We start from the raw sequence: 18,795 nt of genomic DNA on the forward strand, positions 1-18,795 counted from the left end.
GGCCATCAGAATGGATCGTCGATGTCGCGAGGGTGAGGATTGTCGGGAGGCGCGCGCTGTTCGTGCAGGAGGTCATTGAGCGGAATCTGAGAGGTCGAATTTTTCGTTTGTGGTGTTAGGCGACGCTCCATGACTTTTTCAACAGTAGCGGCCGCACGGAGCCTTTCGTTAGTGGGCGACGGTCCGACCTGCTTATGTGCACCGAGGCTCTGCCCGATGTCGTCTACGACTCGCGCTGCTCAAGCCGCCATTCGATGTTCGTAGTACGGCCTATGGCGGTCGTCCAGAATCGCGTACTGTGCCGCGAGATTGCGTGGATCGGGATTGAGCCACGCGTCGATATGCTCCGGTTTGATGGGAATGATGCAGCGATCGTGGCCGGCGGCGGCAACTTCAGGGGGCGGCTCATCGGTGATCGCAGCAAAGGAGAGCAGATCAGGCTCGCCAGGGCTTTGCCAGTGCGACCACAGGCAGGCGACGAGCATGTCCTGAGCGGGCTGCGGCTTGAACTCCAGGACCACGTTTTCCTCCAGTTCGCCTTCAGCGAGCTCGCGCCCTTCGAGGCGATGCCGTTTCACGTTTTCATAGAAGGCATTCGCGACGATAAGACCGTGCGAATACCCAAAAAGTCCCTTCCAGAAGCCTTCGAGGTTGTCAAACCTGGCGTTGTAAGTCCCGGGATATTTGTTGTCGTAGAACGCAGGCTTGCCAGCCGGGCGACAGTGATATCGCATCGGCTTGATGACGCGCTTGCCGTCTTCCATGACCATCACCGGAGCATAGTTACCGGGGAAAATTCGCGAATCGCGGTCTTTCGGCTCGGTGCGCCGGAGATCGTCAAGCCCGCGCAGCGTCGACTCGATCTTGCTGGTTGCGATCCGTTTGCTTTCGGTGGCCGCCTTCGTCGTCTTGCCCTGAAGGGTGCGTTCCGCGTCGGCGAGTCGCGCGCGCTGTTTGAACAATTCCTGCTCGAGCCTGGTCGCCTGCTCGCCGTTGAACCGGTCGATCGCTTCCTTGATCCGCCGTTCCTCGTCGGTCTGGGGAACCGAGAACGCGGCGTCCATTGCCTTCGGAATCCTGACATTGCTGCCCTCGGCGCGCTCCCAGTACAGCTGCGCGAACTCCCGGATGCTCATGTGCGCGCCAAACATCCTGACGTACTTGCGGTAGTCCGCCTGGATCTGGGCTGAATAGCACATGGTTGCTCTCCCTGAAGAAAGGTGCGTGAATATGGTACGCCGGTTCCTAATGGAAGTTTCGCGTCGACGTGACGAGCGTGCCGAGCAGGTGTGACATGTCTACCAGCCGCTGTGCAACCAGGTGTCGTACCGCACCCTGGCATTGCCACGTGCCATAGACGGCGAGCAGTGACGCCCCCAGCGCTTCCTGCCGCTGTTTTTCAAGCAGACCCGGCCACACGATCACGTTCACGTTACCGGTCTCGTCCTCGAGCGTCACGAACATCACACCCTTGGCCGTGCCCGGACGCTGACGCACGGTGACGAGCCCGCAGCCACGGGCGAGTCGCCCATCGCGATAGGTGCGCAGCGTCGAAGCGGGCATCAGCCTCTTCGCGAGTAGTTGTGGCCTGAGCAGCTCAAGTGGGTGTCGGCCAAGCGTCAGGCCCACTGAGCGGTAGTCAGCAACGATGTCGTTGGCCTCGGTTGGCGCACCGAGCGACGGTGTCTCGTCCTGAACAGCTGCTGTCGCGAGCATGTCCTTGTCTGGAACCGCTGCGACGGATTGCCAGAGCGCTTCACGGCGGTTACCGGCAAGGGAGGCGAGCGCATTGGCATCGGCCAGCACATGAAGATCCTTGCGATCCAGTTGCGCGCGGCGGGCAAGGTCGTTGACGCTTTCGAATGACCGAACCGCGCGCGCGTTCTCGATGCGTTCCGCAGCGCCGTCTTTCATGCCTCGCAGTAGCGACATACCGAGCCGGACGGCTGGTCTTCCGGCGCCTGGCAGACTTACCAGTGCCGAGTCCCAGCTACTGATTGTCACGTCAACGGGCAGAACCTTGACACCGTGGCGTTGTGCGTCCTGCACGAGCTGCGACGGCGAGTAGAAACCCATCGGCTGTGAATTCAGCATGGCCGCCAGAAATGCCTCCGGCTCGTGGCATTTCAACCAGCTGCTTGCGTACACAAGCAACGCAAAACTGGCCGCGTGACTTTCCGGGAAGCCGTATTCACCAAAGCCCTTGATCTGTTCGAAGATGGATTCGGCGAAGGCGAGGGTATAGCCGCGCTCCTGCATGCCATGAACGATCCGGTCGTAATATTTTTCCAGTCCGCCTTTACGTTTCCAGGCGGCCATCGCGCGACGCAGCTGGTCGGCTTCGCCGGCGGTAAAGCCGGCCGCCAGAATCGCGACCTGCATGACCTGCTCCTGAAAGATCGGCACGCCGAGGGTTCGTCCAAGCGCGGTTTTCAGCGCGTCGCTCGGATAGGAGACCGGCTCGAATCCCTGGCGCCGCTGCAGGTAGGGATGCACAGCGCCGCCCTGAATCGGACCTGGGCGCACGATCGCCACCTCGATCACGAGGTCGTAGAACGTCCGGGGCTGCATCCGCGGCAGCATGCTCATCTGGGCCCGCGATTCGATCTGGAACACCCCGACCGTGTCTGCCGCCGAAATCATCTCGTAGGTCTGCGGGTCCTCCGCAGGGATGTCCTGCATTTCGAAACGCTCGCCGCGCTGCTCCGACACAATATCAAGCGCGCGCCGGATGGCCGAGAGCATGCCGAGTGCCAGGACGTCGATTTTCAGCAGGCCGAGCGCTTCAAGATCGTCCTTGTCCCACTCGATGACGGACCTGTCCTCCATTGCGGCATTCTCGACAGGCACGAGACGCGTCAGCTTGCCGCGACTGATGACAAAGCCACCGGAGTGCTGGGAGAGGTGCCGCGGGAAGCCAAGCAATTGCGATGCGAGCTTCGCCCACGCCTGAATAAGCGGCTTCTCCGGGTCAAGGCCCGATTCCCTGAATCGCGCAAGCAGATCCTGACTCGTATCAAACCAGTGATGCGACTTTGCAACGACGTCAACGATCTGGGGATCAACGCCAAGCGCCTTCCCGGTTTCGCGCAGCGCACCGCGCGGTCGATATGTTGAGACCGCCGCCGCGATTGCTGCGCGGTCGCGGCCGTATTTGCGATAGATGTACTGGATGACTTCTTCGCGGCGCTGATGTTCAAAGTCGACATCGATATCCGGCGGCTCGCCACGCTCCTTCGAGATGAAGCGCTCAAAAAGCATGTTGCCGCGAGCCGGGTCCACCTCGGTTACGCCGAGGCAATAGCAGACGGCAGAGTTAGCCGCGGAGCCCCGGCCCTGGCAGAGGATGTGCTGGCTACGTGCAAAACGCACGATGTCGTACACCGTCAGAAAGTACGGTTCGTATTGCAGGTCCGCTATCAGCTCAAGCTCATGTTCAATCTGTTCCTGCACTTTGTGCGGAATACCCGACGGGAAGCGTCGTTGTGCGCCAATGTACGTTTCCTGCCGTAGATAGGCGGCAGGTGTGAAGCCGGTTGGAACGAGTTCGTCCGGATACTCGTAACGCAGTTCATCCAGCGAGAAAGTGCAGCGGCTTGCAATATCAACGGTTGCGGCAAGTGCGTCGTCGGGGTACAGGTTAGCGAGCCGCAGTCTGGAACGCAGGTGCTGCTCGGCATTCTGTGTCAGGTCATAGCCGCACTCATGCACTGGCCTGCGAACGCGGATCGCGGTCATGGTGTCCTGCAGCGGCTTTCGCGAGCGCACATGCATGACGACGTTGCCGAGCGCGACAACCGGGACGTCCTGATTCCGCGCGACAAACTCAACCGAACCCCGATGGATGTCATCCATCGCACGCTGGTGCAGCACAAGTCCCACCCAGGCGCGGCCCGTGAACGTGTCATCGAGCCATTCGACCTGTGCCGTCAGCACGTCTTCCTTCGCCGGAAAATCCGGTACGAGAATGGCCAGGCAGTCGGGCAGGCCGCGCAGGTGCCGGTTCTCCCTGTCGGGCCGCGACAGGTCCTGCGGCGTCAGGCGGTACTCACCCTTCGGAGCGCGCGTACGGGCCAGCGTAATCAGCTCGGACAGGTTGCCGTATCCCTCGCGGTTTCTGGCGAGGAGAATCAGCCCGAACGCGGGTGATCCGTCAGCGTTCACCAGACGGAAGTAGGACCCCACGATAAACGGCAGCTTTGCCTGCTTCGCTGCAACGTGTGCGCGCACGACGCCAGCCAGCGAGCACTCGTCGGTGACGGCCAGCGCTGAATAGCCCAGTTGCTCCGCGCGCTCAGCCAGTTCTTCCGCATGGGAGGCGCCGTGCAGAAAAGTGAAGTTGGAAAAGCAGAACAGCTCGGCATAAGCCGGCAGGGTGGAAAAGGTGGCGTCCATGGCGTGTCATCCGAACAGGCCATGCAGGAACCACCGCTGGTCTTCTTCCGCGTCGCGACTGCTGACGCGCTCGCGGTATATCCAGAAGCAGCTCTGGTCTTCGCCCTGGGCGACGAAGTAGTCGCGCGTCACCAGTTCGCCATCAAACCACCCGGCCTCAATGCGCTCGCCCGGAGACACCATACGCAGTGGCGAGCCGTAAAACGGCCGGTGTTTGCGCATGAGCAGCCGCACCGGCTTTGCCAGAAGCCATGTGGGTCGTGGAAGTCCTTCAGGCAGCACTGTGCTTTTCGACGCACTTGCGACAGGCACCCATCGATTGGCAACCTCAGGTCGGTAATCCGCGGTTGGCGCAGGCCGGAGTACGTTTTCTTCGCCGAGTCGAGCAACCAGCAATTCGACAAGACGGGTGTGGTCCTCGGCTGTGCCGCCGGGTTCCGGAAATAGCGTGTCCGATGCCGGCACTGCAGGTTGCACGCTGGACGCATCGAGCCGTAACGCAATGACCGGTGCAGTCAGCTCGATCCGTCCAAGGCGCTCCCTGATGAGCCGAACGAGATGTTCCTCTCGCCACGTTGGCTCGCCGAGCGCAATCTCGATCGCGGTCGGCTCAATTGCCTGCCGTCCGCGCTCGTGCTCCAGCAGGAGGGTCGCGCCTGTGAGGGCCAGCTGTTTTGCGCACAGCCAGCCACATAGCTGGACGACGAGACGATGCGCGCCAAAGAGCGCTGCTGCCGCATGCTCGATGCGGTCGGGCATTTCAATGCGGGCGGAGAACGTCGGGGGCAGTTCCAGCCAGTCAAAAAGTTCAGGTGCCGTGCCAAAGGCGCGGTCTAGCGAATCAAGGAGGTGTTCGCCGCAACGGCGCTGCAGACCAGCACGCGGCAACCGTCGTACATCGGCGATCGTTTCGCAGCCCAGTCCCGCGAACCAGTCAGCGAACGGTCGGACTTCCGGCACCGACAGCAATGGCAATGCGGATAGTTGCCGCTCAAGCGATTCCATCTTGAGTACACGCCGGTTCCGGTGTTTCGCGAGCAACCATGCACCTTGACCTGTGGGCGCGGCACTTATTCGCGCGGTCAGTCCAATTGCGTCGAGTATCGCTTTCACCTGGCGGCACACCGCAAGCAGACCGCCGAACAGACGCAGGCTCGCACCGATGTCGACGACCACGACGGCCTCGTCGAGCATGGCGACATCTGGCGAGAATCTCATGAGCGCGATCGCCACTTCCCGCTGCGCTCCATATTCACGGCCCGGCTCGCGTTCGTACATCTCCACTTCCGGCGCGAGCGTCAGCACACCGCCGCGTTTCATTCCAACCCGCACGCCTGCTGACCTGGCAACCCCGTCTGCGATGAGCACCTTGCCGCTGTCCAGGACCACGCAGCCGTGCACAGGTTCAGGCAGCCACCGAGGCCGGAAGACCTCGAGCTGCAACCGGGGCAAGTGGACGGCGAGAAATACGCGCATGGTGCGAAAACAGAACAGGGGTTGGTTGAAGTGGGATGGACAGAGGGTCTGCGCGTGCTGGACCTCGTCGCTTCGCAATATCGACGGTCAGGCCGTCGCGTTCTGGCCGGAGCGCCAGTCGTAAAACGGCAGGGGACGCATCCTGCGCCGCCGCCAGTGGACGGACCATGAAAAAAAGCGTCTCCGAAGACTGCGCGGCCAGATGCAGCCGCCGCAGCGAAGACGTCTGCACGTACTGCGTCCAGAACAGGAGCGCACCGCAGCTTCCGGCACGCAGGATCTGCTCGGCTGACCACAATGCGTCGGCCGTCTTTGCGGCGCGAATCTGCAGCACCTGTTCCGGGGAAAGACCGATGTACTCGAGACCAAGGCCGTTCGGAACGTGCGGCGGCTGCACCATCGCAACTGGCCGTTTGCCCAGTGCGCTGAGCGCAGGGCGAAGCAACCGCATCTCTCCCACGCCGGCCTGCTGGACCAGCAGGTCGATGAGCGCGCCGATCGGCCATCCGCCGCCGGGCAGCTCTGCTGAAAGCGCCGCGTAGCCGGTATCGACCGTCCTGCCACGACCGCGCGCAAGCTGCGCCGCCCGCCACAGGGACGGGTGAATTGCTTCCGGATTGGGGGACGGGACAGTCATTGAATTGCGCAAATACCTGTATGGATGTACAGTATCCTACACGGAAATTCGTAGCGGCGAACAGGTACTTTTTTGGGGAGAAGCTCCATGGATATGCGCGTTCGCAAACCCGTCAGCCATCCGATGCCAGAAATTGCGGCGTTTGTCGCCGACATGAAATCTGCGTTTGGCGAGCATGAAATCGATGAAGCCATTCGTCGCGGACGAGCCGGGGAGCCGACGTTCTTTGCGTGCGAAAATGGCCGCTCGGTGGGTACCGCTAGTCCGGTGGAAACGGATGTCTGGCTTGTTGACGGTGCCGTGCGCGACCGCCACTACTGTGACGGCTGCGACGGGTCGTGCGTCGGAGGGGAGGTATCCTGCAGCGACAGATTGAATCGCATCGCCAAGGAGAAACGATAGTGAAACTGGTTGGATGCGGGTTGCTTTTACTGGCGTGTACTTCGCCCGTGTTTGCAGGTGAGCGCTACATAGAAATCTGGAATCCGCCCGAAACTCGAGGTGGATCGCTTCAGGGAGCGGGCGCGACGAATTCGCTTACGCACAAGCGGCGTGTGCCCCATTTGTTAAAGGCACGGGCGCATCGCACGCCGACCACCGCCGCCAGGCTCGCCGTGAAGCAGGGAGCTGCCGGTGCAGGTACGCGACGCGTTACGCCTGACGTCTCGGAAATCCCCCGTCTGATAACGCCCGAGGGGAATGTGCTGCGCGTCGATGCTCACGACTCGTATGTTGAGGTCGTGCGCTGATGGAATCGGGAAGCTACAAGGGATACCGCATCTTCGGTCACGCCATCCTTCAGCAGGAGGACATCCTTTCACCTGAGCGATACGCAGGCAGCGGAACCATCACTCGCGACACAAAGATGGTTGAAGCTTCCGGGGTACTCGGTGTTTTTGATACGGAAGAAGAGGCTCAGCTCGCCGGACTAGGTTGGGCACGTGCGTGGGTCGATAATCACGGCTAGTACCTCGCTGGCGTCGATCCGCGGCAACCTTTGCAGGGGCGAATGTCACTGCTCCAACATCGACGATGTGTGTGAAGCTAGTTCTCGAAGACACAGTGCTCCACGCGCGGCTGCTTATGCTCCAGGGCCAGCAGGTCGACGTGCGATCACTGTTGACCCCGTCTACACTCGAAGGCAAACCATAGGTCAGCCGTGCGCGTCTTGAACTGCGGAGAGTTTCTTTCGGGGCCAGACGTCCCGCAAGCCGCATGGCCAACAGACTTTACAACGTCTTCATCATGCATACGGCACTCGCCGGACAGAGTTGCGCAAACTGCGTACTCGCCTGCAGTCCAGAGGACGCGCTGCCCCGATTCACCGCTACATATCCGGCCCGCGGGAAAAAATCCGCAGCCGTCGTTGTAAGCAACCACAACTCCGATATGCCGGACGCGCGCGCCAGGTTTTCCGCGCGAGCCAGCAGGCGAGCTCCCAGCCCCGCATTGCGCGAAGTTTGCACAACCGCCAATGACCGCAACAGCGCATCCGTTCCAACCCGCTCAAGACCCACACTGCCAACAATCCTGCCGCTGGCGTCTTCTGCGACCAGGAAGTCCACGAGCAAGGCTGCACCCACATCAGCGACCGGCAGTTCGTTCTCGGCGAGCAATGTTTTGATGGCATCGAGGTCATCACTTCGTGCGGCACGTATCTTCATGGCAAATGTATCAATGCTGGTCTATGACAAAGGAAATATCAGGCTACGCTGATCGCCGCGTGGCGGCTCACCCGCACGGCCACAAAGAACGCGATAGCTGACACTATCGAGACGAGAAACACCGTCCATTCGACGGCCACGTATCCGTGCGTGAAGCTCCAGATGCTGGCTGCGGCGATCGGCGCTATGCCCTTCGCGACGTTTGACGGGAAGGAAAGCATACCGCTGACCGCGCCATATCCTTCAGTCCACATCAGGTCCTGGACAATTGTGCCGCGCAGGATTGTCATCATCCCGTTTGCAGCGCCGTAGCAGAGCGCAAACAACCACAGCAGCACCGCCGCATGTCCAGCGTTTATCAGGACAATGGTCGACAGCGGGAAAAGCGTCACGACGATGATGCCCACGGTGCTGACGTGGACAGTCCGGCCGAACGTGAACCACACCGCACGAGCGGCGACCTGAGCTGGACCGATGAGCGCCATGGTTGTGACCAGCACGGCGTTCGGCACACCACGCTCAACCATGAGCGGCACCAGATGGAATGTGAGCGCCGCGAACGTCGCATAGTAGGCTGTGAAGCACACGGCGAGCGCCCAGAAAACTGGGGAACGGAGCGCGCGACGTGTGGCTGCGTCGTTGGCCAGCTTTACTGAACCACTTGTTTGCCGGGAGCCCGGGGCAGCGCGCGAGGAGCGGATTGCCAGTACATGGACAGGCAGACAGATAATCAGGTTCAATGCCGCAAGCACAACAAGCGATGTGCGCCACCCGACCGAGCCGACCAGTAACTGGGTCAGCGGTATGAAGACCGTGCTGGCAAATCCTGCGACCAGCGTGATGAGTGTGATTTTGGTGCGGAAGCTTCGCGGATAACGATGTGTCACAACGGCGAAGACCGGGTCGTAGAACGTGGCCGCCATTGAGATGCCGAGACCTATCCACGCGACGAAGAGCGCCGTCAGCGACTGCGCGTCGGCCCAGAGCAGCAGCATCGCCGCCGCGATAACCGAGCCGACGGCCATCACCCGGCGCCCGAGTCCGTGGTCAATCCAGCGGCCGATGGGATACGCAGCAAATCCCGAAACCAGGAGCCCAACGGAAAGCGCGGCGTTCGTGGCTGTCCGGCTCCACCCCATGGACTGTTCCATCGGCACTACCAGCAGGGAGAACGAGTAGTAGACGGAGCCCCATGACACCAGCTGCGCCAGCGCCAGGGCCCATGTAACTAGTCGGTCCTGGCTGTCTGCCGGCGCGTTGTCTCCGCTGGCGTTCTCGGTTCGACTCGACATCGTGCTCAATTTGTTCAGCCTCTCAACTTGCTCAGGTTAGGGACGATGCCGGTGCGAAACGCGTCGCAACAGAAGAAAGTCGCCGAGGCGAGCCTCTGCGCCAAAGCGACGGCAAGGCGCTCGGCCTCAGGACCTATCCGGGGCATGGCGATCAGGCTCGGCGCTTCGTTGACGGTACCTAAAAAGCCGATGCCCTCCCGATTGCAGAAATGCTCAACACGTCGCGAGACAAATTTCACGCGTACCCGTCGGAGCATTGCCGCCATTCCGCTTTTCTGACCCTGCGTTGTCAATGCGACGAAGAATTTCAAACCCTCGTCGGCCAGACGATTGCGGACTCGCATCAGGGGCGTTTCCCAGTCGCATGGTGGACGCCAACTGCCGAGCGCTTCCGCATTCATCACCAGCACCGCGGCGGAGGAGCCTCCCGCGGCGAGGAAGCGCGATATCGCAGGGTTCTCGTCGGCGGCAGCCGTGAGCGCAATGGCAGACGCCACGTAACCGGTTTCCCGCTGAAATGCCGACGATAGGCCGGCTGCTAGTGCCGCGCTCCCGGAAGCAGACTCAGTGCGTGCACCCTTCGTTCTCTGTCGTGACACATCTGCACGCTCGTGTGCGGCCAGCAGGAGAAGTCCCTGCGCGGAGCTGCATTGCCACCCTCCCGATGCCGGCAGGAGCCATTCAGACGAAACCTGGTCATCGCAGCTCATGGCGCCTCTCCAAAGATTTCACATTTCCAGAATACCGGAAATGTTGTAGAATGCAAGTAACGAGTGAGGGTTGGTACTCCAGGGGCGGAGCAAAGCCGCTTGAATGCGCCCAATGTCTCCATATACTTGGAAATATCAAATTGCAGGGTAATGAAATGACAGTTCACGCAATCAAGGGCGACCAGACATTCCCGGCTGCCAAACCAGATTTTTTCGACACTGACATCTCCGCGCGTCTTGGAATGGAAGGCCAGCCGCCAGTGCGGATACTGCTGCTCTACGGCTCGCTGCGTGAGCGTTCGTACTCGCGTCTGCTCGTTGAAGAGGCCGCACGCCTGTTGCAGACGTTCGGCGCCGAAACGCGGATTTTTGACCCGCGTGGTCTGCCGCATGCCGATGATGTTGATGTGAAGAACCATCCGAAAGTGAAAGAGCTGCTCGAGCTGTCCCTTTGGTCGGAAGGACACGTCTGGTGTAGCCCGGAGCGCCACGGCACCATCACCGGTCTGATAAAGACGCAGATTGACCATCTGCCGCTGGTCAGCGGCGGTATCCGGCCGACGCAGGGGCGCACGCTTGCCGTCATGCAAGTGAGTGGCGGCTCGCAGTCGTTCAACTCAGTCAATCAACTCCGTCAGCTCGGACGATGGATGCGCATGTTCACCATCCCCAACCAGTCGTCTGTTGCCAAAGCTTTTGAAGAATTCGAAGAGGACGGCCGGATGAAGCCGTCGTCCTACTACGACCGGTTGGTCGACGTGATGGAGGAGCTCGTGAAGTTCACGCTACTGCTGCGCGGCCGTGCCGAGTATCTTGTTGACCGCTACAGCGAACGCGTGAAAGAGGACCGTCCGCTCGACCCGGCAACCGACCTCGCTTCTCGTGCAATTGCCGACTATTCCCCTCAGGAAGCGAAGGCGAGCAACCAATAAAGGACTGTGATGGCAACCCTCGATTCGAAGCTTGCAGTCAAGGCGCTGGCAGCGCTCGCGCACGAGACCCGTCTCGCGGTATTCCGCCTTCTGGTCACCGCTGGACGTTCGGGTATGAGTCCGGGTGCCATTGCCGAAAAGCTGGGGCTCCCGGCGCCCACGCTGTCATTTCACCTGAAGGAGCTCGCCCACGCAGAGCTCATTGAAGGCAAAAGTCAGGGGCGGTTCATCATCTACTGCGCCAGCTATGACCACATGCAGACGCTCATGGATTTCCTGATGGAAAACTGCTGCGCAGCGGAGCAAGCGGAACAATGCGGCTGCGCGACCAACGAAACGGAGGCGTAAATGAAGCGATTTCACGTGCACGTTATTGTCCCGACACTCGATGAAAGCGTGCGTTTTTACAGCAGCATGTTCGGCGCGCAGCCCACTGTGCTCAAGGACGATTACGCGAAGTGGATGCTTGAAGACCCGCGCGTGAACTTCGCCATTTCGGCGCGTGGCGGTGAAGCGGGCGTCAATCACTTGGGATTTCAAGTCGATAGCGATGAGGAGCTGTCAGCTCTTCGCGAGCAGGTCGTCGCCGGCAGCGTCGCGGTACAGGACCAGCCCGGCGCGCAGTGCTGTTACGCAAGTTCGAACAAATACTGGACGCAGGACCCGGCCGGTGTACCCTGGGAGACGTACCACACGCTCGGCGGCATCCCGATGTTCGGAGCGGATAGCCGGGACTCGGCGGCCCCTGAAGCGGGCGGGGCCTGCTGTGCCCCGGTTACCGCGATTCCAGCTGGGATTGAGAAAAAAGTCGGCTGCTGCTGATTCGCGGCCACAAAAGCAAACGGCCGCCCAAGGTCACGAGGCGGCCGTTGCAACTGGAATCCTTCTGGCGCACATCCAGGTTTTCACCGACCGCGACTGCGCGGCGCTTTGAGCTCAACCTAACACTTCACCTTTTTGCGGGGTTTGCAGTCCGCCGTCTCAACACCTTGGCAGCAGTTCTCCGTCAGGAAGTCGACCAGGCCATTCATATGGTCTATCTCCGCTGCGTAGTAGACGAATCTGCCTTCCTGCCGGGACGACACGAGACCCGCGTGGGTCAGTTCCTTGAGGTGAAAGGACAGCGTGGCGCTCGCAAGGTCCAGTTGCTCCTGAATAACGCCGACGCTCAATCCGTCGGGTCCGGCCGTCACTAGCAGGCGGAATATACCCAAACGCGTCGGCTGGGCCAGCGCTGACAGGGCTTTGATTGCGTCTTTTTCCTTCATGGTGCACAGGTCGTCGAGATTAGCCGACGATTCTAAACCTATTGAGATGACAGCGGCGCGACAACGATGCCCGGCATCGATCGCCATCACAATTTGCGACCGTCAGGTCCGCCGCGGCCACGGTACAGCAGGCGACTGAGCAACGTTGCAATGCTCGACACCGCAGCACAACCGAGAGCAGTTGGCGAGAGTCCATGGAGCAGGAGTTCCGCGATGGCTATTAGGGCGAACGCCATCTGTACCATGCCCAGGAGAAATCGAACCGGCCCCCAGAGTAGAAAGTGCGTTTTTTGTGTGCCCGGCACCGCCGCCGCAGACGGTCTGTGATGACCGTGCCGATGGCCACCAACAGTTCTAACGCGATGACTGGAGAATTTCATGAACGTAGCGGCGCTTTCGCCTGGAGGTGCATCGCATTCGTTGACGAGCAAAATCGGCCGGCGTTACGCAGCCTTTTCCATTCGTCGCGGCTGCGGCTCTCGAGACAGCCTGTAACCACTACCGCGAACGGTTTCGATGATGGCGTCGTAGCCGACCGGCTTCAGTGCCGCCCGTAGTCGCTTGATGTGCACGTCGATAGTTCGTTCCTCGATGAACACATGGTCGCCCCACACCTGATCAAGAACCAGCGTACGGCTGTGTACACGCTCGGGATGCGTCATGAAAAAGTGAAGTAGTTTGAACTCGGTCGGCCCAAGATGCACAAGAAGTTCCGCATCGTCGTCCTTCACGAACAACCGCCGCGTCGCCGGGTCCAGGGTGAGGCTGCCGATAGTGACCGCGTCGTCCGTCAACTGTGGGGCTCGCCGGCGCAGGACCGCCTTGATACGGGCGACAAGCTCTTTGGGCGAGAACGGTTTGGCAAGATAGTCGTCAGCGCCGGTTTCGAGGCCATCCACTCGGTCCTGCTCTTCATCCCGGGCCGTCAGCATGATGACCGGCACGTCGCGAGTCCTGAAGTCAGCGCGAAGCAGACGCATGAACTGGAGCCCAGACATGCCGGGCAGCATCCAGTCCAGCACAATCAGGTCGGGCAGAACTTCCGCTATCAACGCGCTCGCGACCGTGACGTCTCGAGCTGGCAGCGGGTGCATGCCGGCATGCTTCAGGTTGGCAGCAAGCAACTCGATGATGGCGGGTTCGTCTTCGACTATCAGCACGCTGATTTGCATAATGGCTGCCCGTTAGTCCTTGGTATCCAGCGCACGGCGCTCGAGTTCTTCGTGTGGCAGGTGGCGCACGTCCGTACCTTTGACGACATAAATAATGAATTCAGCGATGTTCGTCGCATGGTCGCCAATACGCTCGATGGCCTTGGCGACGAATAGATAGTCGAGCCCAACGGAGATGCGCCGGGGGTCTTCCATCATGTACGTCACAAGCTTGCGAACAAACCCGCGAAACTGCTCGTCGATGGCCTGGTCGTCGCGAACAATCTGAGCTGCGGCGACGGTATCAAGCCTTGCGAATGCGTCCAGAGACCGACGCAGGATGTGCGTCGCCATTTCACCCGACAGCTTGATTTCTGCGATGTTGATTGTTCGCGCCGCGCCGTCTTCTGCAATGCGTCGCGTACGTTTCGCTATCTTTCGCGCTTCGTCGCCCGCGCGCTCGAGATTGGTGATGGTCTTCGAGGCTGCCATCAGCAACCGGAGGTCTTTAGCGGCAGGCTGGCGACGAGCGATGATGTTGCTCAACTCCTCGTCTATCTGGACTTCCATCGTGTTTAACCGATGCTCATCGGAGATGACCTGTTCGACAATATCGAGGTCGAAGGTGTCCAGCGCCTGCATAGCACGGGCAATCTGTTGTTCCACGAGACCGCCCATCTCGAGTAGCCGTCTGGATACCAGATTGAGGTCAGCGTCGAACTGGCTGGAGAGGTGCTTATCGGGCATTTTCGCTCCCTAGCCGAAACGGCCGGTGACGTAGTCTTCGGTCGCTTTCTGGTTGGGCTTCGAAAAAATCTGCTCGGTGGTGCCGAACTCAATGAGCTTCCCCAGATGCATGAACGCAGTATGCTCCGAGACGCGGGCCGCCTGCTGCATGTTGTGAGTGACGATGACGACCGTGTAGTGTTTTCGCAGCGCATGCAGCAGGTCTTCAATCTTGCCGGTTGCTATCGGGTCCAGCGCGGAAGTCGGTTCGTCCAGCAGCAACACTTCCGGGTCGATGGCTAGCGCACGGGCAATACAAAGACGCTGCTGTTGTCCACCAGACAGGGCTAACGCGCTCTGGTCCAGCTTGTCCTTTACCTCATCCCACAAGGCAGCCTGCCTCAGCGCGAATTCAACGCGCTCATCCAGTTCGCTGCGCGTTAACACTTCATGATGGGTAATCGCCAGCGCAACGTTGTCGTAAATCGACATCGTGAATGGCGTAGGCTTCTGAAACACCATACCGACCTTCAGACGCAACTCGTTCAGCTTGAATTGCGGGTCGAGGATGTTTTTTCCATCCATCTCGACTTCGCCAGTCGCTTTCTGCTCTGGATAAATCGAGTACATCCGGTTCAGAACCCGCAGCAGTGTCGACTTGCCGCAACCTGACGAGCCGATGATTGCGGTCACTTCCCGGTCTGGGAAATCGACGTTGACGTCGTACAGCGCCTGACGTCGGCCGTAGTGGAAATTCAGTCCGCGCACAGAGATGCGCGCTTTGGTCGTCCGGGCGGTTGGCATCTTAACGGGAGGCATGAGCGCGATTGAAGAAGGTGCGTGACAGGATGGCCAGCGCCAGGACAAACACCGTCATCAGGAACGCGCCAGCCCACGCCAGCGTGTGCCACGCCTCGTACGGGCTCATCGCGTACTGAAAGATAACGACCGGAATATTAGCGAGCGGGCCGTTCGGCGTCGTTGACCAGTACTGGTTGTTCAGTGCGGTAAAGAGCAACGGCGCGGTTTCCCCGCTGATGCGGGCGACGGCGAGCAACGCGCCAGTCACGATGCCGGCGCTCGCAGCCTTCAGAAGAATGCGAGAACTGATTTTCCAGCGCGGGATGCCTAGCGACAGTGCGGCCTCACGCATGCTGTCCGGAATCAGCTGGAGCATCTCATCGGTGGTCCGGATGACGACCGGCAACATGATGATGGCAAGTGCCACCGCTCCGGCCCAGCCTGAGAAGTGGCCTATCTGACGCACGATGAGCTCGTAGGTGAACAGGCCGATGACAATCGACGGTGCGCTCAGAAGGATGTCGTTGACGAAGCGCACGACTGCACCAAGGCGCGTACGGCGTGCGTACTCGGCCAGATAGATTCCTGCCATCAATCCGAGCGGTACGCCGATGAGAGATGCGATACCTATCATCAGGAAGCTACCGTACAGCGCGTTCAGAAGCCCCCCTTGTTGACCTGGTGGCGGTGTCATCTGCGTGAAAAGGCTCGGCCCTAGCGCCGCGAAGCCATTTATCACCGTAGTCGCGAGAATCCAGAACAGCCAGAACAGGCCAAAAAGCGTCGACAGGACCGACAGGACGAAAACAACGTTGTTCGTCATGCGCCGCCGACGGAATTTCTTCATGTCGAAGGTTGTGTCCATCACTTCGCTCCTTCCATGCTGTTCAGGCGCAGCAGCAAAATCTTTGCCAATGCCAGGACGATGAACGTGACCACAAAGAGGACGAAGCCCAGCGCGATGAGCGACGACAGGTAGATGGGCGAATCGGCTTCGGTGAACTCATTGGCGAGGGTCGCCGCGATGGAGTTGCTGGGGTCCATCAGCGAAACGCTCAGGTCGTGGGCGTTGCCCAGCACGAAGGTCACCGCCATCGTTTCGCCCAATGCTCGACCGAGACCCAGAAAAATGGCCCCAATGACCGCTGAGCGTGTGTACGGAAGAACGACCTTTCGAATCACTTCCCACCGCGTTGCCCCGAGCGCGAAAGCAGATTCTTTGAGCATCTGTGGCGTCGCGGAAAAGACGTCGCGCATCACAGCGGTGATGAAAGGGATAATCATGATGCCGAGAATCAGGCCGGCCGGCAGCAGGCCGAGACCGATGGGCGCGCCCGAGAACAGCCGGCCAATCAGCCACGCGTCGCCAAACGTGTTGATGAGCCAGGGCTCAACATGGTCGGCAAGCACTGGGGCGAACACGAACAGGCCCCACATGCCGTAGATGATGCTGGGAATCGCAGCGAGCAGCTCGATTGCGGTGCTGACGGGTCCCTTCATCCAGCGAGGTGCGATTTCCGTGAGGAACATCGCGATACCAAAGCTGATTGGGACCGCGATGAGCAGCGCCAGGAAAGAACTCACCAGCGTGCCGTAGATTGGAATCAACGCGCCAAATTTGTGAGCCACGGCATCCCAATCGGTGCTGACGAGAAAATGCCAGCCGAACGTCTGGAAAGCGAGCCGGCCACCCCACAGCATCGAGAACGCGACGCCAGATAGCAGGACCAGGACGAATATCGCTGCGCTAAAGGCCGCAAACCAGAACATGCGGTCCGCCGCCGCATCGGGTAGCCAGCGCTTGCGGGCCCGAAACGTCAGCTCGGTACCGAGGACGGTGCCTTTTCGGCGCTCACCGTCTAACCCTTTGGCCAGTTCTTCAGCAGTAGTGGGCATGAACATTTCCTCTACTGGTGGCGGGCGCCATCGGCCCCACGCCACCGTGGGTTGCGGGACCGTCAGAACTTGAAGTTGGTCGACCAGTACGTCTCGATCTGCTTGACGAGCGGCTCCGGCAGCGGAACGTAGTCAAGAGACTGGGCCTGCTGCTGGCCCTTCTCGAGCGCCCAGCGGAAGAATTCGATGGTTGCCTTCGATTGCGCAGCGTTCTTCGGTTGCTTGTACATGACGATGAACGTCGTGGCAGTAACCGGATAGGCATCAGCACCCGCAGCGTCAGTCATCACGAGGTCGAAATCCTGTGCCTTGGTCCAGTCTGCGGTTGCCGCTGCTGCCTGGAACGATTTCGCGTTCGGTTCAACGAAGTTGCCGGCCTTGTTCTGCACGGAGCCATACGTCATCTTGTTCTGCAGCACGTAGGCGTACTCGACGTATCCGATGGAGTTTTTCAGGCGGTTCACGTAGGCTGCGACGCCTTCGTTACCTTTGCCGCCGACGCCCGTGGGCCATGCGACAGACGTCCCTTCACCGACTTTGGTCTTCCATTCCGGGCTGACCTTCGAGAGGTAGTTGACCCAGTTGAAAGTGGTGCCAGAACCATCGGAGCGGTGCACCACGGTGATGGTGGCGTCCGGCAGCTTCAGACCCGGGTTGGCTTTCGCAATGGCCGGGTCACTCCACTTCTTGATTTTGCCCAGGTAGATGTCCGCGAGAACGGGCCCGGTGAAACGAATCTTGCCCGGCGTGACACCTTCGATATTTACGACCGGAACGACGCCACCAATGACGGAAGGAAATTGACCCATCTCCTTCGCTTTCAGGTCCTCGATGGACATCGGCATATCGGTCGCGCCGAAGTCGACCGTCGCGGCCTTGATTTGCGCGATGCCGCCGCCGGAACCGATGGACTGGTAATTGACCTTGGTGCCCGAAGCCTGGTTGTAGTCCGAAGACCACTTCGAGAGAATGGGGTACACAAAGGTGGAACCGGCGCCGGTGATTTCTACCGCGTGGGCGGCGACCGCGAAGGTTGCCACTACTAAAGCACCCGCCAGACGTTGCACAAACCGCGTATTCATCTTGGTCATCCTCAGTAAGTAAGCATCATTTCCATAAAACTAGATACGTTACGACTGTCGGGATGCTAAGTATAGTTCGTGACATTCAGGTGACAAGGGTTCGGCTTTATGAAATTTATGTGACGAGCGGATTGCCCCGTAGCCGCTGAGGCATGATGCGGACGGGGCAACTTGCCGCACAACGACATTTCCATTATATTAGAGATGTCGATATAACAAGCCGCTGCCTGAAACAGGCTGGAGAATCTCGTGACCGAACACCGCAAATACAACGTCCTGTTCCTCTGTACGCACAATTCCGCGCGCTCTATTCTTGCTGAAGCGGCGCTTAATCAGCTCGCGAGCGACCGGTTCGTCGGCTACAGCGCCGGCAGCCATCCCGGAACGGCTCCGAACCCTTTTGCGCTTGACCTGCTGCGTTCGCAGGGGATTTCGACCGAAGGGCTGCGCAGCAAGAGCTGGGACGAGTTCGCTGAAGACGGCGCACCGCAAATCGATTTCATTTTTACTGTCTGCGACAACGCAGCCGGCGAGGTATGCCCGATTTGGCCCGGTCACCCTGCCAAAGCACACTGGGGCGTAGCTGACCCGTCGACGGCCGAAGGCTCGGACGATGACAAGCGCAAGGCATTCCTGCAGGCCTATGTTCAGATGAGGAAGCGCATCGAGCTCTTCACGAATCTGCCATTCGAAAAGCTGGACCGCATCGCAATCCAGCAGGAAATGCAGAACATCGGTACGTCGCTGCGTGAGAAAGGAGAGTAA

Annotated in this window: 20 protein-coding genes; 6 read left to right on the forward strand and 14 right to left on the reverse strand. The window is 60.0% G+C overall.

What is annotated here, in order from left to right; all coding sequences use genetic code 11:
• Positions 1–239: 239 nt before the first annotated feature.
• The 4 genes from HF916_RS49500 to imuA are packed head-to-tail and all read right to left on the reverse strand — an operon-like array spanning position 240 to position 6,508.
• A complete protein-coding gene (locus HF916_RS49500; RefSeq protein WP_168795975.1) occupies positions 240–1,199 on the reverse strand; it encodes an SOS response-associated peptidase family protein in 960 nt (319 codons plus the stop codon).
• 46 nt (positions 1,200–1,245) lie between these two features.
• Complete coding sequence (locus HF916_RS49505; RefSeq protein WP_168795976.1) at positions 1,246–4,395, reverse strand: error-prone DNA polymerase; 3,150 nt, start codon at positions 4,393–4,395, stop codon at positions 1,246–1,248.
• Between the two features lie 6 nt (positions 4,396–4,401).
• A complete protein-coding gene (locus tag HF916_RS49510; RefSeq protein ID WP_206002080.1) occupies positions 4,402–5,871 on the reverse strand; it encodes a Y-family DNA polymerase in 1,470 nt (489 codons plus the stop codon).
• Positions 5,801–6,508 carry a translesion DNA synthesis-associated protein ImuA gene (gene imuA, locus HF916_RS49515; RefSeq protein WP_168795978.1) on the reverse strand — a complete coding sequence of 236 codons (708 nt, stop codon included), beginning with the start codon at positions 6,506–6,508 and terminating at the stop codon, positions 5,801–5,803. The genes HF916_RS49510 and imuA overlap by 71 nt, the downstream gene beginning before the upstream one ends.
• 87 nt (positions 6,509–6,595) lie before the next feature.
• Here imuA and HF916_RS49520 point away from each other — a divergent pair, with 87 nt between their 5' ends.
• Positions 6,596–6,910, forward strand: a complete 315-nt coding sequence (locus HF916_RS49520; protein WP_168795979.1) for a hypothetical protein — start codon at positions 6,596–6,598, stop codon at positions 6,908–6,910.
• A 346-nt stretch (positions 6,911–7,256) separates the two neighbouring features.
• Positions 7,257–7,475, forward strand: coding sequence for a hypothetical protein (locus tag HF916_RS49525; protein ID WP_007182810.1), 219 nt, complete (start codon positions 7,257–7,259; stop codon positions 7,473–7,475).
• 262 nt (positions 7,476–7,737) lie between these two features.
• Here the strand turns inward: HF916_RS49525 and arsN2 are convergent, their stop codons facing one another.
• Genes arsN2 through HF916_RS49540 form a run of 3 tightly spaced genes read right to left on the reverse strand, consistent with a single transcriptional unit; the run spans position 7,738 to position 9,961 of the window.
• Positions 7,738–8,172: an arsenic resistance N-acetyltransferase ArsN2 gene (gene arsN2 / locus HF916_RS49530; protein WP_168795980.1), complete on the reverse strand. Its 435-nt coding sequence runs from the start codon at positions 8,170–8,172 to the stop codon at positions 7,738–7,740.
• Between the two features lie 38 nt (positions 8,173–8,210).
• A complete protein-coding gene (locus tag HF916_RS49535; protein WP_168796012.1) occupies positions 8,211–9,464 on the reverse strand; it encodes an MFS transporter in 1,254 nt (417 codons plus the stop codon).
• Positions 9,465–9,478: 14 nt separating this feature from the next.
• Entirely contained in the window at positions 9,479–9,961 is a 483-nt protein-coding gene (locus HF916_RS49540; protein ID WP_168795981.1) for a hypothetical protein, read from the reverse strand.
• A 368-nt stretch (positions 9,962–10,329) separates the two neighbouring features.
• Between HF916_RS49540 and arsH the strand changes: the two genes are divergently transcribed.
• The 3 genes from arsH to HF916_RS49555 are packed head-to-tail and all read left to right on the forward strand — an operon-like array spanning position 10,330 to position 11,928.
• A complete protein-coding gene (arsH, locus tag HF916_RS49545; protein ID WP_168795982.1) occupies positions 10,330–11,106 on the forward strand; it encodes an arsenical resistance protein ArsH in 777 nt (258 codons plus the stop codon).
• Positions 11,107–11,115: 9 nt separating this feature from the next.
• Positions 11,116–11,454 carry an ArsR/SmtB family transcription factor gene (locus HF916_RS49550; RefSeq protein ID WP_087645399.1) on the forward strand — a complete coding sequence of 113 codons (339 nt, stop codon included), beginning with the start codon at positions 11,116–11,118 and terminating at the stop codon, positions 11,452–11,454.
• Positions 11,455–11,928 carry an ArsI/CadI family heavy metal resistance metalloenzyme gene (locus HF916_RS49555; RefSeq protein WP_168795983.1) on the forward strand — a complete coding sequence of 158 codons (474 nt, stop codon included), beginning with the start codon at positions 11,455–11,457 and terminating at the stop codon, positions 11,926–11,928.
• Between the two features lie 119 nt (positions 11,929–12,047).
• On the opposite strand, the gene HF916_RS49560 is transcribed toward HF916_RS49555, so the two are convergent.
• The 7 genes from HF916_RS49560 to pstS all read right to left on the reverse strand — a co-directional run bounded on the left by HF916_RS49560 (position 12,048) and on the right by pstS (position 18,030).
• Positions 12,048–12,461 carry an ArsR/SmtB family transcription factor gene (locus HF916_RS49560; protein WP_431311477.1) on the reverse strand — a complete coding sequence of 138 codons (414 nt, stop codon included), beginning with the start codon at positions 12,459–12,461 and terminating at the stop codon, positions 12,048–12,050.
• A 356-nt stretch (positions 12,462–12,817) separates the two neighbouring features.
• On the reverse strand, positions 12,818–13,546 hold the full coding sequence (gene phoB, locus HF916_RS49565) for a phosphate regulon transcriptional regulator PhoB (protein WP_168795984.1): 729 nt from the start codon (positions 13,544–13,546) through the stop codon (positions 12,818–12,820).
• 12 nt (positions 13,547–13,558) lie between these two features.
• Complete coding sequence (phoU, locus tag HF916_RS49570) at positions 13,559–14,272, reverse strand: phosphate signaling complex protein PhoU (RefSeq protein WP_168795985.1); 714 nt, start codon at positions 14,270–14,272, stop codon at positions 13,559–13,561.
• 9 nt (positions 14,273–14,281) lie between these two features.
• Positions 14,282–15,070 (reverse strand): phosphate ABC transporter ATP-binding protein PstB, encoded by a 789-nt coding sequence (gene pstB / locus HF916_RS49575; protein WP_168795986.1) that lies wholly within the window; start codon positions 15,068–15,070, stop codon positions 14,282–14,284.
• The gene (gene pstA / locus HF916_RS49580) at positions 15,057–15,917 is read right to left on the reverse strand and encodes a phosphate ABC transporter permease PstA (protein ID WP_201142204.1); all 861 of its coding nucleotides are present in this window, start codon (positions 15,915–15,917) and stop codon (positions 15,057–15,059) included. The genes pstB and pstA overlap by 14 nt, the downstream gene beginning before the upstream one ends.
• Complete coding sequence (gene pstC / locus HF916_RS49585) at positions 15,917–16,822, reverse strand: phosphate ABC transporter permease subunit PstC (RefSeq protein ID WP_240975896.1); 906 nt, start codon at positions 16,820–16,822, stop codon at positions 15,917–15,919. The genes pstA and pstC overlap by 1 nt, the downstream gene beginning before the upstream one ends.
• A 188-nt stretch (positions 16,823–17,010) precedes the next feature.
• Positions 17,011–18,030, reverse strand: coding sequence for a phosphate ABC transporter substrate-binding protein PstS (pstS, locus tag HF916_RS49590; protein WP_168795988.1), 1,020 nt, complete (start codon positions 18,028–18,030; stop codon positions 17,011–17,013).
• Between the two features lie 249 nt (positions 18,031–18,279).
• On the opposite strand from pstS, the gene HF916_RS49595 reads away from it, so the two are divergent.
• Positions 18,280–18,795: an arsenate reductase ArsC gene (locus tag HF916_RS49595; protein ID WP_168795989.1), complete on the forward strand. Its 516-nt coding sequence runs from the start codon at positions 18,280–18,282 to the stop codon at positions 18,793–18,795.

Source organism: Paraburkholderia aromaticivorans (assembly GCF_012689525.1).
Classification (GTDB): domain Bacteria; phylum Pseudomonadota; class Gammaproteobacteria; order Burkholderiales; family Burkholderiaceae; genus Paraburkholderia; species Paraburkholderia aromaticivorans_A.

Excerpts from the sequence above, each read along its gene's own strand:
- HF916_RS49500 (WP_168795975.1), bottom strand. The coding sequence starts at position 1,199 with ATGTGCTATTCAGCCCAGATCCAGGCGGACTACCGCAAGTACGTCAGG.
- HF916_RS49505 (WP_168795976.1), bottom strand. The coding sequence starts at position 4,395 with ATGGACGCCACCTTTTCCACCCTGCCGGCTTATGCCGAGCTGTTCTGC.
- HF916_RS49510 (WP_206002080.1), bottom strand. The coding sequence starts at position 5,871 with ATGCGCGTATTTCTCGCCGTCCACTTGCCCCGGTTGCAGCTCGAGGTC.
- imuA (WP_168795978.1), bottom strand. The coding sequence starts at position 6,508 with ATGACTGTCCCGTCCCCCAATCCGGAAGCAATTCACCCGTCCCTGTGG.
- HF916_RS49520 (WP_168795979.1), top strand. The coding sequence starts at position 6,596 with ATGGATATGCGCGTTCGCAAACCCGTCAGCCATCCGATGCCAGAAATT.
- HF916_RS49525 (WP_007182810.1), top strand. The coding sequence starts at position 7,257 with ATGGAATCGGGAAGCTACAAGGGATACCGCATCTTCGGTCACGCCATC.
- arsN2 (WP_168795980.1), bottom strand. The coding sequence starts at position 8,172 with ATGAAGATACGTGCCGCACGAAGTGATGACCTCGATGCCATCAAAACA.
- HF916_RS49535 (WP_168796012.1), bottom strand. The coding sequence starts at position 9,464 with ATGTCGAGTCGAACCGAGAACGCCAGCGGAGACAACGCGCCGGCAGAC.
- arsH (WP_168795982.1), top strand. The coding sequence starts at position 10,330 with ATGACAGTTCACGCAATCAAGGGCGACCAGACATTCCCGGCTGCCAAA.
- HF916_RS49550 (WP_087645399.1), top strand. The coding sequence starts at position 11,116 with ATGGCAACCCTCGATTCGAAGCTTGCAGTCAAGGCGCTGGCAGCGCTC.
- HF916_RS49555 (WP_168795983.1), top strand. The coding sequence starts at position 11,455 with ATGAAGCGATTTCACGTGCACGTTATTGTCCCGACACTCGATGAAAGC.
- HF916_RS49560 (WP_431311477.1), bottom strand. The coding sequence starts at position 12,461 with ATGGCGATCGATGCCGGGCATCGTTGTCGCGCCGCTGTCATCTCAATA.
- phoB (WP_168795984.1), bottom strand. The coding sequence starts at position 13,546 with ATGCAAATCAGCGTGCTGATAGTCGAAGACGAACCCGCCATCATCGAG.
- phoU (WP_168795985.1), bottom strand. The coding sequence starts at position 14,272 with ATGCCCGATAAGCACCTCTCCAGCCAGTTCGACGCTGACCTCAATCTG.
- pstB (WP_168795986.1), bottom strand. The coding sequence starts at position 15,070 with ATGCCTCCCGTTAAGATGCCAACCGCCCGGACGACCAAAGCGCGCATC.
- pstA (WP_201142204.1), bottom strand. The coding sequence starts at position 15,917 with ATGGACACAACCTTCGACATGAAGAAATTCCGTCGGCGGCGCATGACG.
- pstC (WP_240975896.1), bottom strand. The coding sequence starts at position 16,822 with ATGTTCTGGTTTGCGGCCTTTAGCGCAGCGATATTCGTCCTGGTCCTG.
- pstS (WP_168795988.1), bottom strand. The coding sequence starts at position 18,030 with ATGAATACGCGGTTTGTGCAACGTCTGGCGGGTGCTTTAGTAGTGGCA.